The organism is Desulfovibrio intestinalis (assembly GCF_014202345.1).
Classification (GTDB): Bacteria; Desulfobacterota; Desulfovibrionia; order Desulfovibrionales; family Desulfovibrionaceae; genus Desulfovibrio; species Desulfovibrio intestinalis.
Map to the genome: position 1 here is coordinate 126038 of NZ_JACHGO010000005.1, position 19246 is coordinate 145283.

A 19246-nucleotide genomic window follows, 5' to 3' on the forward strand; every position below is an offset into this window, starting at 1 on the left:
CTTTGACTACTGAAAGCGACGTTCCAAAATTTCCTTCTGCATGGCCTCACGCGGCAAGGCCTTGTTTTTACGGAACAAGTCTACATGCTTGCGGTACAATTCAAGATTGCGCCGCATGTTTTCGTTGAAGGGGTCACTGCCGCTGAAGTCTTTGCTCAAAGAGTCATAGGCTGCCGACAGTGTTTCCGGCGTCAGTTGCGCGCCGTCCTCCACCTTGCTGCGATAAAAGGTCAAAGACTTGTCCAGGCTGGTATCCAGCATGACTAGCCCTCTATGGGCAGTATCTATTATCTGGCGCAGTTTTTCAAGTTCGGCGCCCTTGGCTGTCTTGCTGTCTCTTTGCATGCCTTCAAGCTGCGATTGCAGCGAGTTGCGCCTGCTGGAGTAGTTGCGGATGGTTTCAGTCATATACACGCCAGTGCGCAAGAGCGATTGAGCCTCAAGCTGCTTTTGGCGTTCAAGCATAATGTTGTTTTCTTTGATGGTATTGCGCAATTCTTGAAGATTTTTCTTCACTGCCTCATTGGGGGCAGACACCAGCAGGCGGTCAAGCTCTTCAAGGGGGTTGCGCGCGGCCTGCGTGTCGTATCCCGCTACGGTCATTGACTCGCCAGCCTTGCTCCATTCGGCCTGCAACTCCTGCGGGCGGTCGCCGCCGGGTGTATTGATGCCTGAAATGACGGGGCGAAAGCCCATATCACGGGAGTGTGCCGGGCCATCCGCCATAAAGAAGGGAGTTTCTTCACGGCGGCCGGGCAATATTTCGGCCTCGCCAGAAAGGAATGAGCCGCCCTTGCGCACAAAGCCGCCAGCAGAGCCGTGCAGGCGGCCAGCCAGTGAAAAGCGAAAAGCGTCCAGCACCATTTCGGCAGCATTGCCGGCAGTGTCGTATATCCCAAGGGGATTGGGTTTGCGGGAACCTATATTGGCGGTGTCTTCAACGCGTGCTGAACCCTCGGGGCGATACACGGCGTAGTCTGCCTTGTTGGCATCTGGGGGCAAGGCGAAGAAGTCTTCCTGCAAAAGCTGCTGGCTGCCTGCCATATGGCCGCCGCGCGCGGCGTATTCCCATTCAGTCTCTGTGGGCAGACGCACAAAACCCACATTGCGGCTGTCGCCTGAAAAGCGCGGCAATGACTGAGGCGAATTCTGCAAAAGCCAGGCAGTATATTTTTGCGTAAAGTCTACCGCCGCGTACCAGCTTATGTCGGTAACGGGCTTGGCGGCATCCGCTGCGGGAGGCTGCGTTACCGGGCAGGCGTTATCCATCACGGCCTGCCATTGCAGATTTGAAACTTCATATTTGGCAATAAGATAAAAGTAATTTTGCCCTTTGGGAGCCAGTTTGCGCCAAGCTGGCAGCAGATCTTCCAACGAAAATGCGCCTGAAAGTGCCGTGTTATAGCGACGGTCATAGAAGGCGCGGTCGGCATTGGCACTGTCGTCTATGCCGGGCCGCATAGGCATATCCCACAGCAAACCTTTGGCGGGCACAGCTACGAGCTTGAATACCATGCTGAGATTACAGGGCATGGGCAGTATGATGTCATCATCCGCAGGTTTGGGATTGCTGACATCCGCAAGGCTGAGTTCGCCCTTGCGGGCCAGTGCCGCATTTGCCAGATCAGGCAGTGCCGTGAGGCACAACAGACTGCACAACAGGATCAGGCTGAACAGGGGCAAATTTGCGCGATGGCACAACCTATACTTCACGGATAACCTCCGAAGGTTCTATGCGGGCGGCTCGTAGCGCTGGCCCAAGGGCCGCTGCCAGGGCAAGGCCCGCCACGGCTGCGAAAGCCAAAAGAAAATGCTGCGGTAACAGACGGCAAACTTGCTCCATACCACTGAGGCTGGCGCTGAAAAGATGATTTATCGCCACGGCTGCCAGTGCGTACAGGCCAGAGGCCAATGCCGTGCCAAGCAAGGCGGTGAGCAGGGACTGCGTCAGGGGCAGCAACATCAGTTCGCCCGTAATGAAGCCAGCCAGATTCAGCAGGCCGAGCGTGCGTTCTTTACGTTTAACGCTGGCAAGCGTGCTGCTGGTTGTGGAGGCCAGAAATCCGGCTGCCGTGGCCGCGCAGATAAGAGCAAAAACAAGGTTCAGCGCGCGCGCCAGACTGTTAATCTGCTCAATTTCTTCGGCATGGGTGTACACATCAAGCTTTTGCTGTGCAAAACCCTGACGCAACCGCATGACGGCGTCCAAATCCTTGGCATACAGCCTGAAACCAGGGTACAGGCGTGTTTCTTGCGGGCGGGCTTCGCCTGTCCAGCCATTGCTGGTGCCAAGTTCTGGCACGGCACGGCCATCTCGATAGTCTTCTGTGGCTTCCAGCAAGGGCAGCGGAATAAAGGCCACATCCTTTTGCTGTGCTGCAAGGGGAAGAACAGACGCAATCTGCAAGGGGACGCGCACGCTTTGCATTTGCCCGGAATAGCGGCGCTCGACGCGGCCAGTAATGGTGTCGCCTACCGATACATGCAATTTTTCCGCAGCAGTGGCCGAAAGCGAAACGCCAATGGCTTCTTTGTCGGGATGCTGAGGCATAGCAGGCGAGGATGCGCCATAGCGCTGGAGAAGCGGATCGCCCGTTGCCGTCGGTTCAAGTGAAACCAGAAGGGTTGTGCGGTCTGTACCCTGGCCTGCCACAAGGTCCATAGTGGCAGCAATGGAGCGCGTGCGCGGCAGTACAAAAGCAACGTCAGGATGCGCGGCGAGATCATCAAGGTATTTCATTGAAAAGCGGCCGCTGACCACCGGAGAAATTTCAAGGGTGCGCGGTTCGCTGCGCAGTCTGTCCGTAAGGGTTTGCATCACCCCAAACTTGACGCCATAGAGAACCAGCAGGGGAGTGAGAACGGCGGCCAATCCAAGAACAGCGCAGGCAGAAAGCAACTTTTCATGCGCGTAATCCCGCCAGGAGAGGCGAAGCATCTGCCTCAATGTTTTGCGACGGCGCGGAGCGGCAGACTGGTTGCTCATGCCCGGGCTCCTTGCTGTTTGTGGGCTGGGGCGACGGACTTCTGCTCAACACGGTGATCGATGCGGGATATCGAGCTTGGTCCGCTTTGATCAAGCGTGACCTGTATGGGGCTGAATCCGGCCTCAAGAGCCATTTCAAGACTGTGCGTCACCATAAGCACGGTAATGCCCATCTTTTGGGCAAGGTCGGCGAAAATCCGCAAGGCATTGCGTGCATGCATAGGGTCAAGGGCCGCTGTGGGTTCATCCGCCAGTACCATTTCAGGCGCATGCGCCAAGGCGGCTGCTATGGCGACGCGCTGGCGCTCGCCAACGGAAAGGGTGGCAGGGAACTGTTCGAGCAGGCGTCCAATGCCGAGGCCATCCACAATGTCTTGTATTTGCTGGTGGCGTTCATCGAGGCATCCGAGGGTGCTGCAACGCAGCGTGATATTGTCGCGCGCCGTGAGAAAAGGCAGCAAGCCGCCTGTTTGCTGTACATAACCAAGGTGGCGTTGTCGCTGACGAGCCAGAGTGTTGAGCCCACCATTACGCCACGTTTGCAGGATGTCTATGCCTTCGTGGGGCAACGGATTGAACAAAAAGCGTTGCTCTGCTGCGGAGGATATTTCTTGAGCATCCATATCCGGGCGAAGTATGCCAGCCAGCAGATCCAGAGCAGTGCTTTTACCGCAGCCGCTTGGGCCCACCAAGGCTTGCAGGCTGCCCCGCGCCACATCAAGGGTTGCCATATGCAGGCAAAAGCCATCCGCACCGGGACGGCTTTTGCCTATATTGCGTAATGAAAAGACCAGATCATTCATGAGGATTCTTTTAGGGCAGCATGCTCAGGGGCACACGGTATACCCAATCGCCAGGGTTGGATTGGCCAAAGCTTTCCCAGTTGGCTCTGTCGCGGTCATATTCTTCATAGCGGGCCAGACGGGACTTGAGCCTGTTGATGAAGGCCGTTTGCTCGCCCACGCTCATGCGGTACCAGTCTTCTTCACGCAGAAGCATGATGTCGCTCCTGTAGGGCAGGCCATCAAGAAATTCTGCCAGAACACCCAGTTCTGCGAGATTTTTGCCCTGCGTGGGCATATTGGGGTCTCGTGCCATACGGGTGGAAGCGGAAAGCACGCCCTGAAAAAAGTCGCGTGAATCCGTTTTCTTGGTGCGTTCGCCACTATCAATGATGGCTTTTATCTGGGCGCTGAGGTCATTGAGCTGATTCTTGGTCAACAGCACGGCAACCTCAACACTGGGGCTTTGCTCGCTTTTGGCAAGGCGCTTGAGGTCCATATCGGCGATCCATGAGCTAACCACGCTTGGAGCCTGATTTTCATGTGCTCTGCCAAGATATTCAAGCTGCATGGCGTACCCAAGGGTGGCGGCAAGGCGCGCGGCTTCTTCTTCAGCCGTGAGCTTTTGGGGTTTTTCGTCCTTGGGTTTGGTCATAACCTTGCCGGAAGCTGTGTTTTTGACCATATCAACCATGCCAGAAGCCAGAACCTTGGCGACTTCTGCAAACTGCTTCGCACCTGCGGCGGCCGTAGGCGCGGCCACTACCTGATAGTTGGAGCGGTTGCCGGAAAGCTTGCTCAAGGCGCGATAGTTTTGTTCAGCATAGGCGTGGTTTTTGGCCCCGCCCGGGCTTTTGATATGCAGTGCTGTTATCCAGATGCCTTTTTGGCGTGCAAAGTCATTAAGCTCATTGGGCCCCATGCTGACAGAGGCGTACTTGTCTGTGCTTTTAAGCGGGCCAGCATCCGTGATGAGCAGGATGAGCCGCGATGAGTAGCCGCTCCAGTCCAAAGACTCCACGGCTTTGTAAATACCCGCCAGAGAGTCTTCGTTGAAGTCGTGGCTTGAAACCGTGGCTTCCTGCACCTTGCCCAGTTTTTCTTCAAGGCTCTTACGGTTTTTGGCCGTGGCAAAGTCACTTACAACCTCGGCAACGTAGCCCAAACCGGGAGTAGCCGTCGTGCTGTTACGAAACGCCACTACGGCGAAGCCTACGTTGTCTTCCAGTTTGTCCTGCTCAATCTTGTCGTATATCTGCCGCACAACGTTGAGGCTCTGGTCAATATAGGGCTTCATGGAAATAGTGGTGTCAATAACAAGGGCAATGCCTGTTTTCGGGGGGCCGCCCTTTCCGTCCTGACCGCCAGCAAGGCTGCCCGGATCGATGGAGGCCACACGCAAAAATTTTACACCATCAAAGGGATCTTTCATTGCCAGAATGGGCATGAGGTAAAAGCGTTTTTCTGAAATGGCCCCGGCGGCATCCGCAGGTTCGCTGGCAATTACAGGAAAATCTGCAGGGGGCGTTTTGTTGCCCTGCAACAGACTGACGGCTTCTGTTCCAAGCTTGTCCAGCTGGGCGTCCATATCAGGAGCCGAGCAGACATCATTCAACGCAGTTTCTGTTTTGAAAAAAAGAACAGGGTCACGGCCCGTGCGCGGTGTGAAAAGCAGGGTGAGCGACTGATTCCACTCTGTGGTTTTGGGCGCTTCAAGCCAGCCTTCGGGTGATGCTGTTCCCGTACCAACCTGAACCCATCCTTCATTGCGGGCGTATACATAAAAGACTGTGAAGGGCGTTACCTTTTCTTTTACCACAGCTGCGTCAGCAGCGGGAGCCGCCACAAGACGCGCGCCAGGATGGCTCACCACACGCTGGAAAAGTGTTTTTTTACCTTCAAGCAGCAGTGGTGCCGCCTGCGCGTCAGCAACAGAAAAAAACACGCCTGTATCCAGAACAGACATTAAGGCAAAAGCGCAGGCCAGAATGGCGAAAAAGGAATGTCGGTAATATTGAGTCATGACAGAGCACATGGCATATCCTCGCAGCCGTTACGGCTTTATTTCCACGTTTGCAGCAGGGCGCGTGCTTCGGCATTTCCCTTGGTTTCTTCCGCCTTGGCATATTCCTTGAGCTTGTCCAGAGAACTTTGTGCCTGCGCTTTGTCCTGTCCCTTTTGAAGGGCTTCGTCATACCAGCGCTTCGCCTGGGTCATGTCCACCGGGATACTGCCGCGGGGCAAGGTAGCTGTGGGATCGTAGTATTGCCCCACAAGCAGCATTGCTTCTGCGTTACCCTTTTGAGCTGCGTCTTCAAGCAAAAGGAAGGCAGCGTCGCTTTCTTCAGGTTTGGCGTCAGCCTTGCGCATGGGTTTGGCCATAGCCAGACTTACATCGGGCAGGGCTTCGCCACGTAACTGTTCGCGTGCGGTAGCCAGAGGAGATTTTTCAGACGGATTTGCATTTGCTCCTTGAGCAGGAGATGTTGCAGACGCCGCTGGGGAGCTTGTTTGCTCTGGCGTAGCTGGCAGAGCCGGGGTTGCAGGCTCACGTAGTACAAACCACCATAATGCAAAACCTGCACAGAGCAGAAGAACAAGCACGGCAATCAGGCCGATCAATTTTCCTGAACCATTGCCTGAAGTTTCTGGTGTACTTGCCATCTGTAATGGCGGTTCGACTTGCACTGAAATTGGGTCCGGCTCCGGTATGGGAATTTCTTTCGGGGGCGTTACTGGCATAGGATCAGGTTCGGGATCAGGCCGTGTTGCTGGAGCTTCCGGCGCTTTGTAGCCACCCGCCATGCCTTGTCCACCGCTGATATTGGAATACATGATCTTGCCTACGCTCATCGCGCAAGCGCCAAAACCAGGAAGATTGATGCGGTAGGCGTCCAGACTGTCCAGTTCGTCCACAACTTCAGGACCAACATTCAGACGCAAGTTGCTGTCAGTGGCGTTCCAGTCGTTTGGAGTAACTGTGGTTTCACTTTCCTGCCAGCCGCCAGAAGAAAGGCATTTTCCGTCCGAGGCCCGTTGCAGTACAAAAGCCGGGGAAGATATACCGCCCACGCCTTCAATTTCAATAATTCCGTAACCGGGCCCACGTGATGGATCCACTGCAATGGTGGCGCGCATAATTATCCCTTGAAAACCTGCAAAATATCACGCAGGCGGTTATTTTGTTCAGGGTCCAGCGTCTGCTGGCCGTCAAAATCTACGTTGGCAGTAATGCTGAAAGCCAGAGCACGCAGCCAGTCTGTATACCAAAAACGGTCATACGGGGCTTCTTGTTCGGCAATGCGTGGCTCACCAACGATATCTGGCGGCGGATCAAACAAACTGATGCTTTTGCCGCCAAAAAGAATTGTGCGTTGGCTCTGATTTTTGAAGCGAGGGTCAAAGCCCAACCAGTCCACAAAGGCATTAATGGCATCGGCAGCCAGGCTGACCTGCTTCCAGATCAGTCGTTCGCGGGCGATATTGCTGTAAGACATGCTGCGCCGCAGGTTGTCTTCCAGATTTTCGCGTAAATGACAGCGCGAAGCGGCCAATATGATTTCGTGGCACAACTGATCAAGCTCAAGGGCTGGCAGCCCCAACTGACCACGCGCCTCACTGGATGCACCAAGGTCGCGCAGGCGGCCAATCCAGTGCTCCATAACAAGAGAGGCAAATACTCCGGCCATATCTCTTGCCTGTTCCTCGGCACTGTCTTGGGTTACAGGCGCGCTTGCTGCGCTGTCGCCAAAAATGTCCCCCAAAATGTCATCAGCCGACACCCGGGTGCCCACTACCTGCACACTCGCGCTGCCTTGCCCCTGCTCTGGAATTTGCCGGGCATTGAGGCACAGTTCGTAAAGGTCATAATCGCGCACCTGCAAATGACGTAAAAATTCACCGAACAGCTGTTTTTCAGCCAGCTTGGCGAGCAGGGTGATCAACGTGCGCGAAAGTTGTTCTTTCTGACGGCGCAACTCTTCTCTGTCGTCCGTACGGTAAAAGGGCGAAAGGCGTGTTACAATCTGTTCTCTTTTTTCATCAAGACTGACGCGAATCTGCTGGCGTTTGAGTTCTGGATTGCAGAGAGGCCGCAAGCTATCACGCAAAAGGCTTACACCGCCATCGTTGAGCGTCATAGCAGCCTGCCAGACTGTCTCAGGCGAACCCACATGACGTTGCACTAATGGTGACTGCAAGAAAGACTGACGAACCTCTTCCACAAAAGCCAACTGGTCCTGACGGACACCGGTTTCGCGTCCGTTGTCATAGTCAAAAATGGCTTCGCAGGTGAAGTTGGGGTTGCGCAACAAGAAGACATTATTAAAGGGTTGGATGCCATCCCAGTTTTCCGTCCAGTCGTGTACCTGACCGAAGAATTTGACCAGCGATGATTCCATACGGGTGGTCCATCGCGTCTCGACAGAAGGAGACCCCTTCTTTTTTTCAAACTCCATATCCATCTTGGTGAGCACGAAGAAAAGAGCCGGAGCTTTGCCCGCACGACTAGAAGGTTTTTCGCCGTGCGTGGAGCATATCCACTCATAGACAGCATGGGGCAAGTCGTGAACTTCCTGCGGACCGGGGGCAATGCATAAAAGCATGCTGGTGAGCTCTTTTTCCTCACGGTAGCGCTCAAACAGGTAAGCGACCTTACCACGCAGAAAAAGCTCTTTAAGCATTTCTTCTTTGCTGGCCAGTGCTGCGCGCAGGTCTGTGAACTTGTAACGCGAGCGGTAGCCGGGAAAGTCCAGCAGGTCCGTGTGATCAAAGAAATCATCAGGTTTTTCGCGCATGTAAATGGTTATTTCTGCTGTAAGGGCAGTAACCACGGCTCTTGGCAGGTTAACCTTGAGGGCGCTGGGCGCAAGAATGGGCAATGTATCGTCGGTGGGGTGTTTCAGACCCTGCAGGCGTTCCACATCAATGATGCTCCGCTCACGCGGAATAAGAGCTTCAAGGGGGCAATTTACCTCAGCGGCATTGCCAAGACTTCGTAAAGCTCCGCACAGTTGCAGATAGACTGACTGAAATTCTTCTACTTCATCCCATACAAGGCCAAAGAGGCGAGCGCGGGCTTCCATATCCAGGCGCGGGGCAAGAGCTGTCGCACGCGCCCAGTAACCATTTTGAAGCATCTGTACGCGGGGACGTGAACTGAAATTCTTGTTAACGTAATCGCGCAGGTCTTCAACATCGTCAACATCAAGCCCATCTGCAACAGGACTGGCAGGGGCGCTTGCCTCCAATGCGTCGAGCGCTTTTACCAGAGCCTCTGCGCTGGGGGCGTCCTGGTGGTCGCAGTCAGCATAGTAGGTATTGGCCAAAACGCGGGCTACGTCTGTTTCAGACAACAGGCGCAGACGTATGGGAAATTCTGGCGAAATTCCTTCTGGTTGCGTGGTGGTAAAACGCGTTACGAGCCCTGTGGACTCCTTGCCGCCTTCTGGATTGATTTTTTTAAGAAAATCATGATTCTCGCCACAAAAATCAGCCAACAAAGCACCATTGGCGTCACTTGCCAGGGCTGAAATCAGGTACGATTTGCCTGATTGGCTGGGGCCAAAGACGCCAGCGCACATTTTACGCTCGGCAGCCTGGCCACATTTACCGAAAAAACGGGCTGCGTGGCGCATATCCTTAAGCAAGGAAACCCGTTCGCCACCGACCATTTCGGCATTATCTTGAAGCCACGTCCCGGCCTTTCGGGCGGTGTCCGCAAACTGGCGGCATTTCCGTGCAAGGTCCATATCCTGCTGCATAACCATATCTTGCCTCACTTAACCGCCGTTAACCGGCATCAGTCACAATGCCCGTATCCAGCCAATACCCTTCGTCCAGCTTTAACGTCTGCAAGCGGATTTCGAGATCCCGCCTGTCTACGCCACGGCCTTGATTATCCACAATGGAAATAATGCTGAACTCGCCTTCGCTGCGGTCTTTCTCATCGTCGGTTCGAGGGGCATCATCCCACACATCTTCAACAGTGAGGCGAACCTCCACTTCATAGGGAAGGCGGCCAGAAGCTCTGGCGCGCGCGTCTTCATTGGCAAAAGTGAGCAGATGATACCGCGTTGTGGGCCACCGCTCAGCGTCCAGTTGCCGATAGCCAATGGAAAGCGGGCCACTGAACGCGACACGCCGGATTTGCTCTGTGCCCTCATTGCTGTCCACATCAACAGCAAACCAGACCTTGGGTTTTTTGAGCTGGCTGTTGATATCCATCTCACCAATATACCGGGCTGTCGAAGTGAGATGCAATGCGCCAGAGTCAAAAGAAAAACCTTCAAGATGCCCGTCTGCCAGGGCGCAAAGGATGGCGCCCACAACCACAGTGGTTTTGGGGTCGGTAATACGGCCTTGCGCGTCAGCAAAGGGATACCACGATCCGGCATGATAGCTGCGCATGGGAATTATTCTGTCAGGAGGAACAGGCAGTTTGGCCAGAACAGAGGCGACAACGCCGTTCCATGAGCTGGGGCGGCCCGTCAGCAGCAAAACGTCACAGTCATACATATGCACCACTTCGCACAACGCTGACAGCGTGGGGCCAAGAGTAGAGCGTATGGTCACATCAACAGCTGCAGGACTGACCGTGATGGGCACATCCAAAATGTTAAAGTTCTGGATGAGGGGGGCTCCCCTGCGAACCATATTTTCCACGGCTTTGAGTATGGCAGCCTGCGGGCGCGGCGCGAGAGCCGCTGGTTCAAATCCTGCTCCCTCGGCTTTGCCTTCGGCTGAACCATGTTCACCCTCGGGTGAGCCAAGAGGGTCGGGTTCAAAAAAGTCTCGCAATGCGCATGTGTAGCTGGCGTGACGCATGTCAGGGTTTTCGCAGGCAGCAAGAAGGCCCAACGCCACGGGCACTGCAATTTGTCGCACCAGACGGACTCTTGTATTGCGGTCTTCCTGTGACATGCCGATGGAATCGCGGCCAAAAAGTTGCCCAAGAAGGGCGCGGGGCTCGGGCAAGCCCTGTTGTAGCAGCGCCTGCCCAATGGCCGGAATCACATGGTTGGCCACAACCTCACGCAAGACTTCGTCGCCCGCGATATTGAAACCGTCTCTGAATTCGGTATGCGGCACTATTCGGGCTGTATCACCTTCACCGCTAGCCAGTTCGTAAGTGGCTATGGACAGGTCCGTCGTACCGCCGCCGATGTCAATGGAAGCCATTCGCACGCAGGGGCGTCCCTGGCAGGAGGCGCGGGGTTTGCCCAAAAGGCGGAAAAGATGATGGGCGTCGCCGTGCTGTTTGACTGCCAGTTCATTGTAAAGCAGCACCAGTTGCGAACAACTGGCTTCGTCCCAGTCACAGCGCACCTGCGGACTCTGGCGGTAGTCACCGCTTTGACCGCGCACCAAGGCTTTGGGCGTGTACCACTGGCTCCAGCCCAAGGCATTCCACACAACACGAACGGCCCAGACAACCCAACGGCGAAAAATGCGTTTTTCGGCTACGGGCATGGCTGTAGGCACGGTAAAAATGAGCCTGCGCAGGCGGCGGGGCAGGTTGGGCAGTTCGCGGCGTGCGCGGGTTGCTGGAGAGTTGATGGTTACAAGAGCCTGCGTAAGAATTTCGCCAAGCATGAAATGCATGAGCGACGAGCGTGTGAACAATGATTCAAAGATAGGTTCAGCCTGTTGTTTTTGCAGGGCTGGACTTTTTTTGAAAAGCGGGTCGTCAAAACAGGCAAGCGGGGTGCCCAAAGGATTAAGCTGCCGGGGAAAAAGGCCACGGCTTACCATAGGTTCAGCCTTGCCGCCAGTATTGTAGCGCCAGCTTTGCTGCCAGGGGCGTTCATCCCACAGGTACCGCTTGGGGCTGGACATGCCTGTCGTACCCTCGGCGCAAACAGCCTGAGTTGCCAGACGTGCAGCTTCCGGCCCGATGCGTACTGCGGAAGGCCATGCAAAGGCAGGGGTTTGCCTGCCGGAACGGCGGGAAAGCGCGTCATTGCCAAAAGCCGCATCAACAAATTCAACACGGGTTTCAAAGGGGTCAGAGTAAATATTCTCTGGCTCGCTCAGATCCCGCAGTTCCAGTAAATAGCTGTCGTTGAGGTTGGTCACGCGCTGGGGCAGCGTTTCCACCAATATGCCTGTGGTGCGGGAGTTGCCGATATCCAGCACAAGGTCCACGTCCACAGGCGTATCGCGGTCAGGATTGATAACCTGCGCCGCCAGATCATTGAGGGCCATGCGCACCACGTCAAGCCATGTGAGGTAGTTGGCCAGATGCTCCAGCACATACGGTGTGTCATCTTTCCACGAGCCGCGTCCCCGATGCTGCGATTGCCGCCATGCATCAAAAATACCGCTCAACCATTCATCTACCCACGCGGCATTGAGAAACCACGAATTGTCGCGCACAAGATGAGCCAGCATGAAGTGCCCGTGGGCAGCCACATCCTGCGGGGAAAGGGCATGGTAATTTTCACCTTCGGCAGGGCGCTGTTCCACATTGGTGTCAAAGGCCAGAACAACGCGCAGTTGGTCGGGATGGCGCTCTGACTGCATAACGCGCGCGCGCGCCCAGTTTGAGGGGCCGCATTCAAAGCGTTTGCCGCCGTCGGGCCACGACTGGTCAAGGGTGCGCAAAAAAGGAATGGGCAGCCAGTGACCATCCCATACGCCAACGGCGCGGCGGGCTTCAACGCTATAGTCTTCATCGCAGGGCTGGCCCGTCAGCTGGTCAATAAAGCCGTTTTCACTTTCAGCCAGACAGCGCAAATAGTGCGTGTAGCGTCCATCGGGATCGCCTTGATTCTTTTTTTCTTCGCGAAAGTAGCGCCGCATTCGCCGGATGGAGTCCTCTGGCAGAGAGAAGTCCAGAAACTGCGGGCAACCACCAGGAATGATGCTCACAGGAGAAAGATAGCGGGGTATGACATTCATGCTTATTTCCTTCTGAAGCGGGCATCCCACTTATTGTTGCGCCCACCCTGCTCTTTGCCCTTGCATTGCGTGGTGTTTTCACTGCCGGTGCATTCCACCTTCTGGGGGACGTAGGTGCCACCTTTGGGGCATTTGGCCTGACCTGAATCAAAGTTTAACCTGTTGCCCTGAAAGCGGGCTGAAGCTGGGCCGCTGCACACCTGACCATTGCGCTCACGCACAAAGCGGCGGCCACTGCCTTTTTTGTCAAAGCAGTATTCCGCAATGATAGGCTCATTGGACGGGTGTGAATACAAGCCCGTTTCGCTGGTCCAACAACCTTCAAGAAAACTCAAATCGTTCTTTTTGGCCGCGTCCTGCGGAATGCTCAGATCTTCATTCTTTTTCTTGGGCTTTTCCGGTTCCTTGGGCGGCTCAACGGGTTTGGGGTCCGGTTTTGGCTGCTTTGGCTGCTCCTTGGGCTTTTCAGGCTGAGGAGGCGTCACGGGAGTTTCACCCAAGAAGGGTTCTACCATTTCAGGTTCCGGCGCAGGTTCGACCGGCTCTGGCTGTTTTTCCACCACGGGAGGAATAACTGGTTTTACAGGCTTGCACATGGCTGCACGCTCTTGAAGCTGCTCCCACAAGAGGGCCAGTTCATCATCAAGAGCAGCAGCGCGTTGCTCTTCTGCAGCGAGTTTTTGGCGGTCTACTGGCATGCAGCCCGCAGGAATGGGTGACGGCAGAAATCCCAAAGCTGCACCCAAAAGCCAGAGCAGAAACAAAAGCAGCAACAAGGGCAAAAGCCAGGGCAGGCAACCGCCAGCAGCAGGGGCCACAGGCGGGAGAACCGGCGCAGCTGGAGGTGGCGGCGGAGATGCCGCGCCTAGACGCGTTAGGTCCTGAGGCAAAGCCCCGGAACTGCCGGGGGCAAACCCCCAGTTGATAAGCACAGGCTGCCCGTTTACAGACCAGATGTCGTCGTCGGACGGATACTGCAAGGCCTGCCGCAACAGCTGGCCTGAAAGAGCCTGTCTGGCTTGAGCGTCGGCGGTAAGTTGCTCTGACAGGTTAGCTACATCCCGTGCAAGGGCTGCGGCTTTGGAACGCACAACATTGGCTTCGTCTTCTGAAAGATCTTTGAGGGCGACTGCCGATCCCTGACCTTCAGCATACCAGTCTACAGTGTTGGCCTCGGGATCGTGTTGCGGCTCTGCCAACAGGGCCGCGTGCTCGGGACCAAGCTTTTGCAGCAAAATGGTTTTAAGCTGGGCATGGCAGTCTGTAGCCAAAATGCCCTGACTGGCAAGCGCGCGCATGGGGCCACGCATGGTTACGGCGATGCGTATGCTCATGGCCTGCCTCCTTGCGCACCCTTGGCTGTATCAGGGGCATCCTGTGCCTTGTTGCCCGTGGTATCCTGCTTGGATGCGTCCGCCTTGTCAGAAGACTTGGGGGATTGTGCCTGCCCCTGACTTGCGCGGGGGGGCGCCATCGTGAAGGGCACTCCGGCTGCCTTGAGAAATTCTGCCAAACTGGCGCTTACAATAGCCAAACTGGACTGTCTGTAAGATTCGTCATCCAGTTTAATAAAGGTGTTGATGCCCACGACCTCTCCCTTGTCATTAACCAGTGGGCCACCGCTGTTGCCCTGTGACACGGTTGCCGTGTGGACGATAAGGGCTGGTTTGCGCTCAAGAATGACACTGACCACACCGTCGGTGTAAACCACTTCGGGAGCAGCGGCGTCGTTGCCTTTCAGTAATGCCAAAAATTGTGGGTCGTCGTTGGTCACAGCACCGGGGAAACCCCAGGCGCTCACTCTTTCAGTGCGCCAAACGTCGTTGGTCAACGCCAGGGGAGTGATCGCGGGGCCGCCATCCACTGCCAGTACGGCAAAGTCACGGCCATTGCTCTGAACGGTTCGCAATACGCGGGCAGAAAGAGGCGAGCCTGTGGCCTTGTTGACAACAGCTGCCTTTTCAGCGGTGCCTACCACATGCGCGTTGGTAACCACATACCCCGGCGCCACAAAAAAGCCAGAGCCCATAGACAAACCTTCCTGCCGCAGGGCCAGAACAAGAACAGTGGCCTGCTCCATAAGGGCTGCAAAACCCTGGGGCGCAACCGTGGGTTGCGAAGCCTGAGGATTTACAGGGGCAGGGCGCGCTGTTGCGCCAGAAGCTTCAGGAAGTGTGCCGCCTGCCTTTTCCGCATTGCCAGCCAATGGCGGCCAGACAATACCTGCAGGGGCAGAAAGATGGGGCAATTGCCGCTGTACTTCACACGGCTCTTCTTTAAGAAGCTGGCGTAAACGGGCAATAAAATCCTGACGCGATTGATTCTGCTTCTGTAACTCAACGGTTCGGGCTGCTGTTTGCTCTTTGAGATTTTCTGCTGCCTGCCATTCTTTCCAGAAGAGCCATGCTACCAATAAAAAGAGGCCCAAAAAGAACAGAATCCCCCAAAATAGAGGGCGGCGAAACCAGGGTAAGGCAGGGGTGGGCTGAGCGCTGGTATGCGCTTCTTGCCCCTGAGCAGCGGGATCGGGCGTTTGACTCATGGCAACTCCGCGGCGTGCCGCCGCAAAAGATGTTCGCGCGCCCCACCCACAAGGAATGGGGCTGCGCGATCATACGGCTAACCGAGCAGGTTATTGACAGTCTGCTCGTAACTGTTCATGCGGGCGTCAACATCACTGCGCGTACTTTCAAGCTCTTTACGCGAAGACTTCCATTCCGAAGCCTGTGGCGTCAGATTCGCCTGCTTGACAGCAGGTGTTGTCTTCTTCTTGGCAGTAGTGGGCGACGACGCCGCAGGCTGTTCTTGAGTGGTTGGGCCTGCCAGCACTTTTTCGTATTCGCTATCTTTTTGGGCCATTGCGACTGAAGTGTCCTTCAGAATGAAGGCGGTTTCTTCCAGGCCGCTACGGATTTCGTTGTAGCGATCTTGAAGCTCAAGACGGGTAAGCTGACCTGCCTTGAACTGGTCGACAGCCAGTTTGAATTGCTGATCGTAGCACTTGGTGGCCAGCTTGGCGGCTGCTGTGGCACGGTTCATACTGGCAGCTTCGGCTCCCATCTGGCGATTGTATTCAGCCAGATAGTTTGCATCACGCTGACGTTCCTGTGATTTCCCGTAAATATTGCCGCCAACAGCACCTGCAGCACCACCTGCAACAGCGCCAACCAGTGCGCCTTCCACCTTGCCAGTTGCGAGGCCCCCAATAAGCGCGCCAAGCAGAGCGCCACCAGCAGCGCCAGCAGCCGTGCTTTTGCCGGTGCTGTTTTCATCCTGGCGCAGCTTGGCTACAGGTTCATAGCATTGAGGATAGTAATTTACTCGTGTTTTTTGCTCACCATAACGGCTGGTGCAGCCCGAAAAAAGCAGGCTGCCCGCAAGAAGAAACACGAGAGGAAGATATACGCGCCGCTGCATGCCACGGCCTCCTGATTAAAGTTAAAGAAAGTCATCACTTCTTTAATGATACTGCAAAGTCATGCAAAACAGCAAGTCCCGGCAAGACAAAGCACCGCCGGGGTGCGTGTGCATACGCACTGTTTCGTAACATCAGCAGCTCAAAAAAAGAGACTAATAAAGCCCGCTGGGTGGTCAAAAGTTGCCAGAAAGAAACTTAACTGCAAAACATGGGCGCTGGCCTGTTCCTTTGCCTTAGCGCAGCACTGAATAATCCACGTCAGTTTTCAATGATGATAGCTAGCTGTTATGAATAACCAAACAAACTTTAGTGGAATTTGACAAGTTTATGGGGTCAGTGGTTAAACAGCCTGCGGCAGTTGTACCGATTGCGCATAAAATTTTGAGTCATATTTTCTGCTCATGCCAGTTGCGTAATCAGGCTGCGGCATGCCGTAGACCAAAGTTTGAACAATTTTTACCCTGTGAGTTGTCATGGCTTTTTTTGCCTCTCGCGATGCCAGAACTTCGTTGAATTGCCCAAACTGCGCGGATAAGCTGCATATCGTTCGTACCTGTCATGAGGTATTCATGCGCTGTTCGTCATGCAAAGCTGAATTTCCCCTGCAGGAGTATATCAAGCAGGCTGACGATGCTATGGAAAACTTTTTGGAAAACGTTTACTGCAATCGAATCTGATACAATTTTTTGCGCTATGCCTTGGCCGCGTGGCTTATTTCTCCAGGTAATGCCCTGGCAGCGGCCATGCCACTGGCCCATGCCCAATGCAGGTTATAACCTCCAAGCAATCCAGCCACATCCAGCACCTCGCCTACAAAATATAGCCCACGAGTGCGAAGACTTCCCATAGTCAAGGGGTCCACCTCACAGGTGGATACGCCGCCAAGGCAAACTTCTGCTTTTTTTAATCCGGCCACTCCCACAGGCAACAGCGCATGGTTGTGCACGGCTTCTTCTAACGCTGTGCGTACTACACGTGACAGCTCCGCCGCCTTGCGTCTTGCATTTTCCTGTGGCAGCAGGGCGTCTACCAGCCTTTGCGGCAACAGGCGGGCAAGAATGGCCCGCGGCGTCTGCTTTCCAGCTTCGTTGGCGTCCAGAAGTGTTTTAAACTTTTGGTTCGGCAGAAAATCAACGCGAACTTCAGCCCCTTCTTCCCAATACAGTGAAGCCTTTAACGCGGCTGGTCCACTCAATCCCTCATGGGTAAAAAGAAGATCGTCCTGCCAATGGCGTTGTCCGACCGATATACGAACCGGCAGGCTGATGCCAGCAAGTGCTGTAAAAGGATGCGCAGCAGGCAGAAGCAGGGGACTCAAAGCCGGACGTGGCGGCACAACGCTGTGGCCAAGCCCTTGAGCCAGCCTGTAGCCTTGACCACTGCCGCCGGCTTGGGGCCATGCTGGGCTGCCCAAAGCAAGTACAACATTTCTGGCGCGCCATGTGCCCACGGTTGTTTTCACTTCAAACATGTCGTCCAAAGCGTGAAGAGACTCCACAGAATTTTTGCATTCTACGCGGCATTCACGCTGACGGCAGTCCTCCAGCAGGGCTTTGACAATTTTTTGTGCGGGAACAGTCAAAAATAACTGCCCATGCTCTCTTTCTTCGAAAGGCAAATGCCACTGGCGCACAAGGCGAATCATGTGCGTTGAAGTAAACGAGCGCAAAGCAGGAGCACAAAAATCGCTGTCACCCACACCTGCACAGCGATAGTGGGATGTGTTGATCTGCCGATTTGTAAAATTGGCCTTGCCTCCACCGCTTATAGCCAGTTTGCGTCCAGGGACAGATCCACGTTCAAGTATAATTACTTTAAGGCCGCGCCCGGCGGCTTCTCTGGCACACATAAGGCCAGAGGCTCCAGCACCCAGAATGAGAACATCGGCTTCGTTTTTGGCCGAATCTTGCTGCCAGTCTTTGCCCTTGGAATAGGGGGCACGCAAGGGTGGAAAAATCGTGTTTTCGATTTTTCCACCTAGATTTGACAGCTCTTTCTGGGGAGCGCTATGTAAGTAAGTTCTTTGCATGGCGTGAAAATATACGAGACGGCGACGTCTGCCAAGATGCCCCGCACACCAGTGCCAGTTGCACCTGATAACAACCTTAAACAACAAACCACGAATTGAGAGGATCATGCCTGTACTTGATTCGAACTACATTTGCCCCTGGTACATGACTAACCCCCACGTCAACACCATGTGGCCTTCACTTTTTCGGCCACAGTTCCCATTGTCGCCCCGTGTGACACGGCAACGCATCAATACGCCGGATGGCGATTTTCTGGATGTTGATCTGCATCCAGCTTCGGACGAATCGGGCCAGAGCTTTGGCATGGGAAGGGGGATAGTTATTTTGTCCCACGGGCTGGAGGGCAACAGCCGCCGTAAATATATTCTTGGCATGGCTGCGGCTTTGCGTGTTTTAGGCTTTGACGTCCTCGCCTGGAATATGCGCTCCTGCTCGGGGGAACCAAACCGCACGTCCCGTATGTACCATATGGGAGAGATTGAAGACCTCTCAACGATCATCCGTTTTACGGAAAGTTTCAACCGTCCCTTGCTGCTGGCAGGTTTCAGCATGGGCGGCAACCAGATATGTCGCTATCTTGGTGGTGACACAGTATCGCCCTTGATAAGGGGAGCCATCGCCATCTCTGTACCGTGCGACCTTGCTGCCGCAGCGCCAGTTATGGATGGCCCTGCCTGCCGGGTGTATATGTGGTATTTTTTACGCACGCTACGTGAAAAAGTGCGTTACAAGGCTGAACACTTTCCGGGGTACCCATCTATAGACGGCCTGGAGTCCATCAAAACCTTTGCGGAGTTCGACAGCCGTTTTACAGCGCCAACCTTTGGATTTTCATCTGCTGAAGACTACTGGAAAAAAAATACAGTGTTGCCGGATTTGCCTCGCATATCCGTTCCTTTGTATCTTCTTATGGCGGCGGATGATCCCTTTTGCGCGCCGTCCTGCTATCCGTGGGATACCGCAAGGGCCAGTCAACATCTGTTTCTTGAAGTTTCAAAGCATGGCGGGCATGTGGGCTTTGCTCAGGCTGGTGGCATGTACTACAGTGAGCAACGAGCGCAGGAATTTGTTCGCAGTTTGATGGATCAGGGCAAAATTTTCTAAAGTCTTTCTTGTTTCAGGCTATCTG

General features: G+C 54.8%; 13 protein-coding genes. 2 read left to right on the plus strand and 11 right to left on the minus strand.

Annotated elements, in window-relative coordinates:
* Window positions 1-6: 6 nt before the first annotated feature.
* The 10 genes from HNQ38_RS08975 to HNQ38_RS09020 all read right to left on the minus strand — a co-directional run bounded on the left by HNQ38_RS08975 (window position 7) and on the right by HNQ38_RS09020 (window position 16086).
* Window positions 7-1713: a formylglycine-generating enzyme family protein gene (locus HNQ38_RS08975; RefSeq protein ID WP_343060146.1), complete on the minus strand. Its 1707-nt coding sequence runs from the start codon at window positions 1711-1713 to the stop codon at window positions 7-9.
* Entirely contained in the window at window positions 1703-2986 is a 1284-nt protein-coding gene (locus tag HNQ38_RS08980) for an FtsX-like permease family protein (RefSeq protein ID WP_221277861.1), read from the minus strand. The genes HNQ38_RS08975 and HNQ38_RS08980 overlap by 11 nt, the downstream gene beginning before the upstream one ends.
* Window positions 2983-3789 carry an ABC transporter ATP-binding protein gene (locus HNQ38_RS08985; RefSeq protein ID WP_183719602.1) on the minus strand — a complete coding sequence of 269 codons (807 nt, stop codon included), beginning with the start codon at window positions 3787-3789 and terminating at the stop codon, window positions 2983-2985. The genes HNQ38_RS08980 and HNQ38_RS08985 overlap by 4 nt, the downstream gene beginning before the upstream one ends.
* Window positions 3790-3799: 10 nt before the next feature.
* On the minus strand, window positions 3800-5713 hold the full coding sequence (locus tag HNQ38_RS08990; protein WP_343060147.1) for a vWA domain-containing protein: 1914 nt from the start codon (window positions 5711-5713) through the stop codon (window positions 3800-3802).
* A 116-nt stretch (window positions 5714-5829) separates the two neighbouring features.
* Window positions 5830-6906, minus strand: a complete 1077-nt coding sequence (locus HNQ38_RS08995; RefSeq protein WP_183719604.1) for an SEL1-like repeat protein — start codon at window positions 6904-6906, stop codon at window positions 5830-5832.
* A gap of 2 nt (window positions 6907-6908) precedes the next feature.
* Window positions 6909-9536: a putative virulence factor gene (locus HNQ38_RS09000; protein WP_183719607.1), complete on the minus strand. Its 2628-nt coding sequence runs from the start codon at window positions 9534-9536 to the stop codon at window positions 6909-6911.
* Between the two features lie 22 nt (window positions 9537-9558).
* Window positions 9559-12669, minus strand: coding sequence for a virulence factor SrfB (locus HNQ38_RS09005; RefSeq protein WP_183719610.1), 3111 nt, complete (start codon window positions 12667-12669; stop codon window positions 9559-9561).
* A gap of 2 nt (window positions 12670-12671) precedes the next feature.
* A complete protein-coding gene (locus tag HNQ38_RS09010) occupies window positions 12672-14003 on the minus strand; it encodes an SrfA family protein (RefSeq protein ID WP_183719612.1) in 1332 nt (443 codons plus the stop codon).
* Window positions 14000-15211, minus strand: a complete 1212-nt coding sequence (locus HNQ38_RS09015) for a S1 family peptidase (RefSeq protein ID WP_183719614.1) — start codon at window positions 15209-15211, stop codon at window positions 14000-14002. Before HNQ38_RS09015 ends, HNQ38_RS09010 begins: the two co-directional genes overlap by 4 nt.
* Window positions 15212-15288: 77 nt before the next feature.
* Complete coding sequence (locus HNQ38_RS09020) at window positions 15289-16086, minus strand: glycine zipper domain-containing protein (protein ID WP_183719616.1); 798 nt, start codon at window positions 16084-16086, stop codon at window positions 15289-15291.
* A gap of 474 nt (window positions 16087-16560) precedes the next feature.
* Here HNQ38_RS09020 and HNQ38_RS14380 point away from each other — a divergent pair, with 474 nt between their 5' ends.
* Window positions 16561-16764 (plus strand): dual CXXC motif small (seleno)protein, encoded by a 204-nt coding sequence (locus HNQ38_RS14380; protein WP_281377831.1) that lies wholly within the window; start codon window positions 16561-16563, stop codon window positions 16762-16764.
* Window positions 16765-16778: 14 nt separating this feature from the next.
* Here HNQ38_RS14380 and HNQ38_RS09025 read toward each other — a convergent pair whose 3' ends face one another.
* The gene (locus tag HNQ38_RS09025) at window positions 16779-18032 is read right to left on the minus strand and encodes a BaiN/RdsA family NAD(P)/FAD-dependent oxidoreductase (RefSeq protein ID WP_246388076.1); all 1254 of its coding nucleotides are present in this window, start codon (window positions 18030-18032) and stop codon (window positions 16779-16781) included.
* Between the two features lie 190 nt (window positions 18033-18222).
* Between HNQ38_RS09025 and HNQ38_RS09030 the strand changes: the two genes are divergently transcribed.
* Window positions 18223-19221 carry a YheT family hydrolase gene (locus tag HNQ38_RS09030; protein WP_183719620.1) on the plus strand — a complete coding sequence of 333 codons (999 nt, stop codon included), beginning with the start codon at window positions 18223-18225 and terminating at the stop codon, window positions 19219-19221.
* The last annotated feature ends 25 nt before the right edge of the window (window positions 19222-19246 follow it).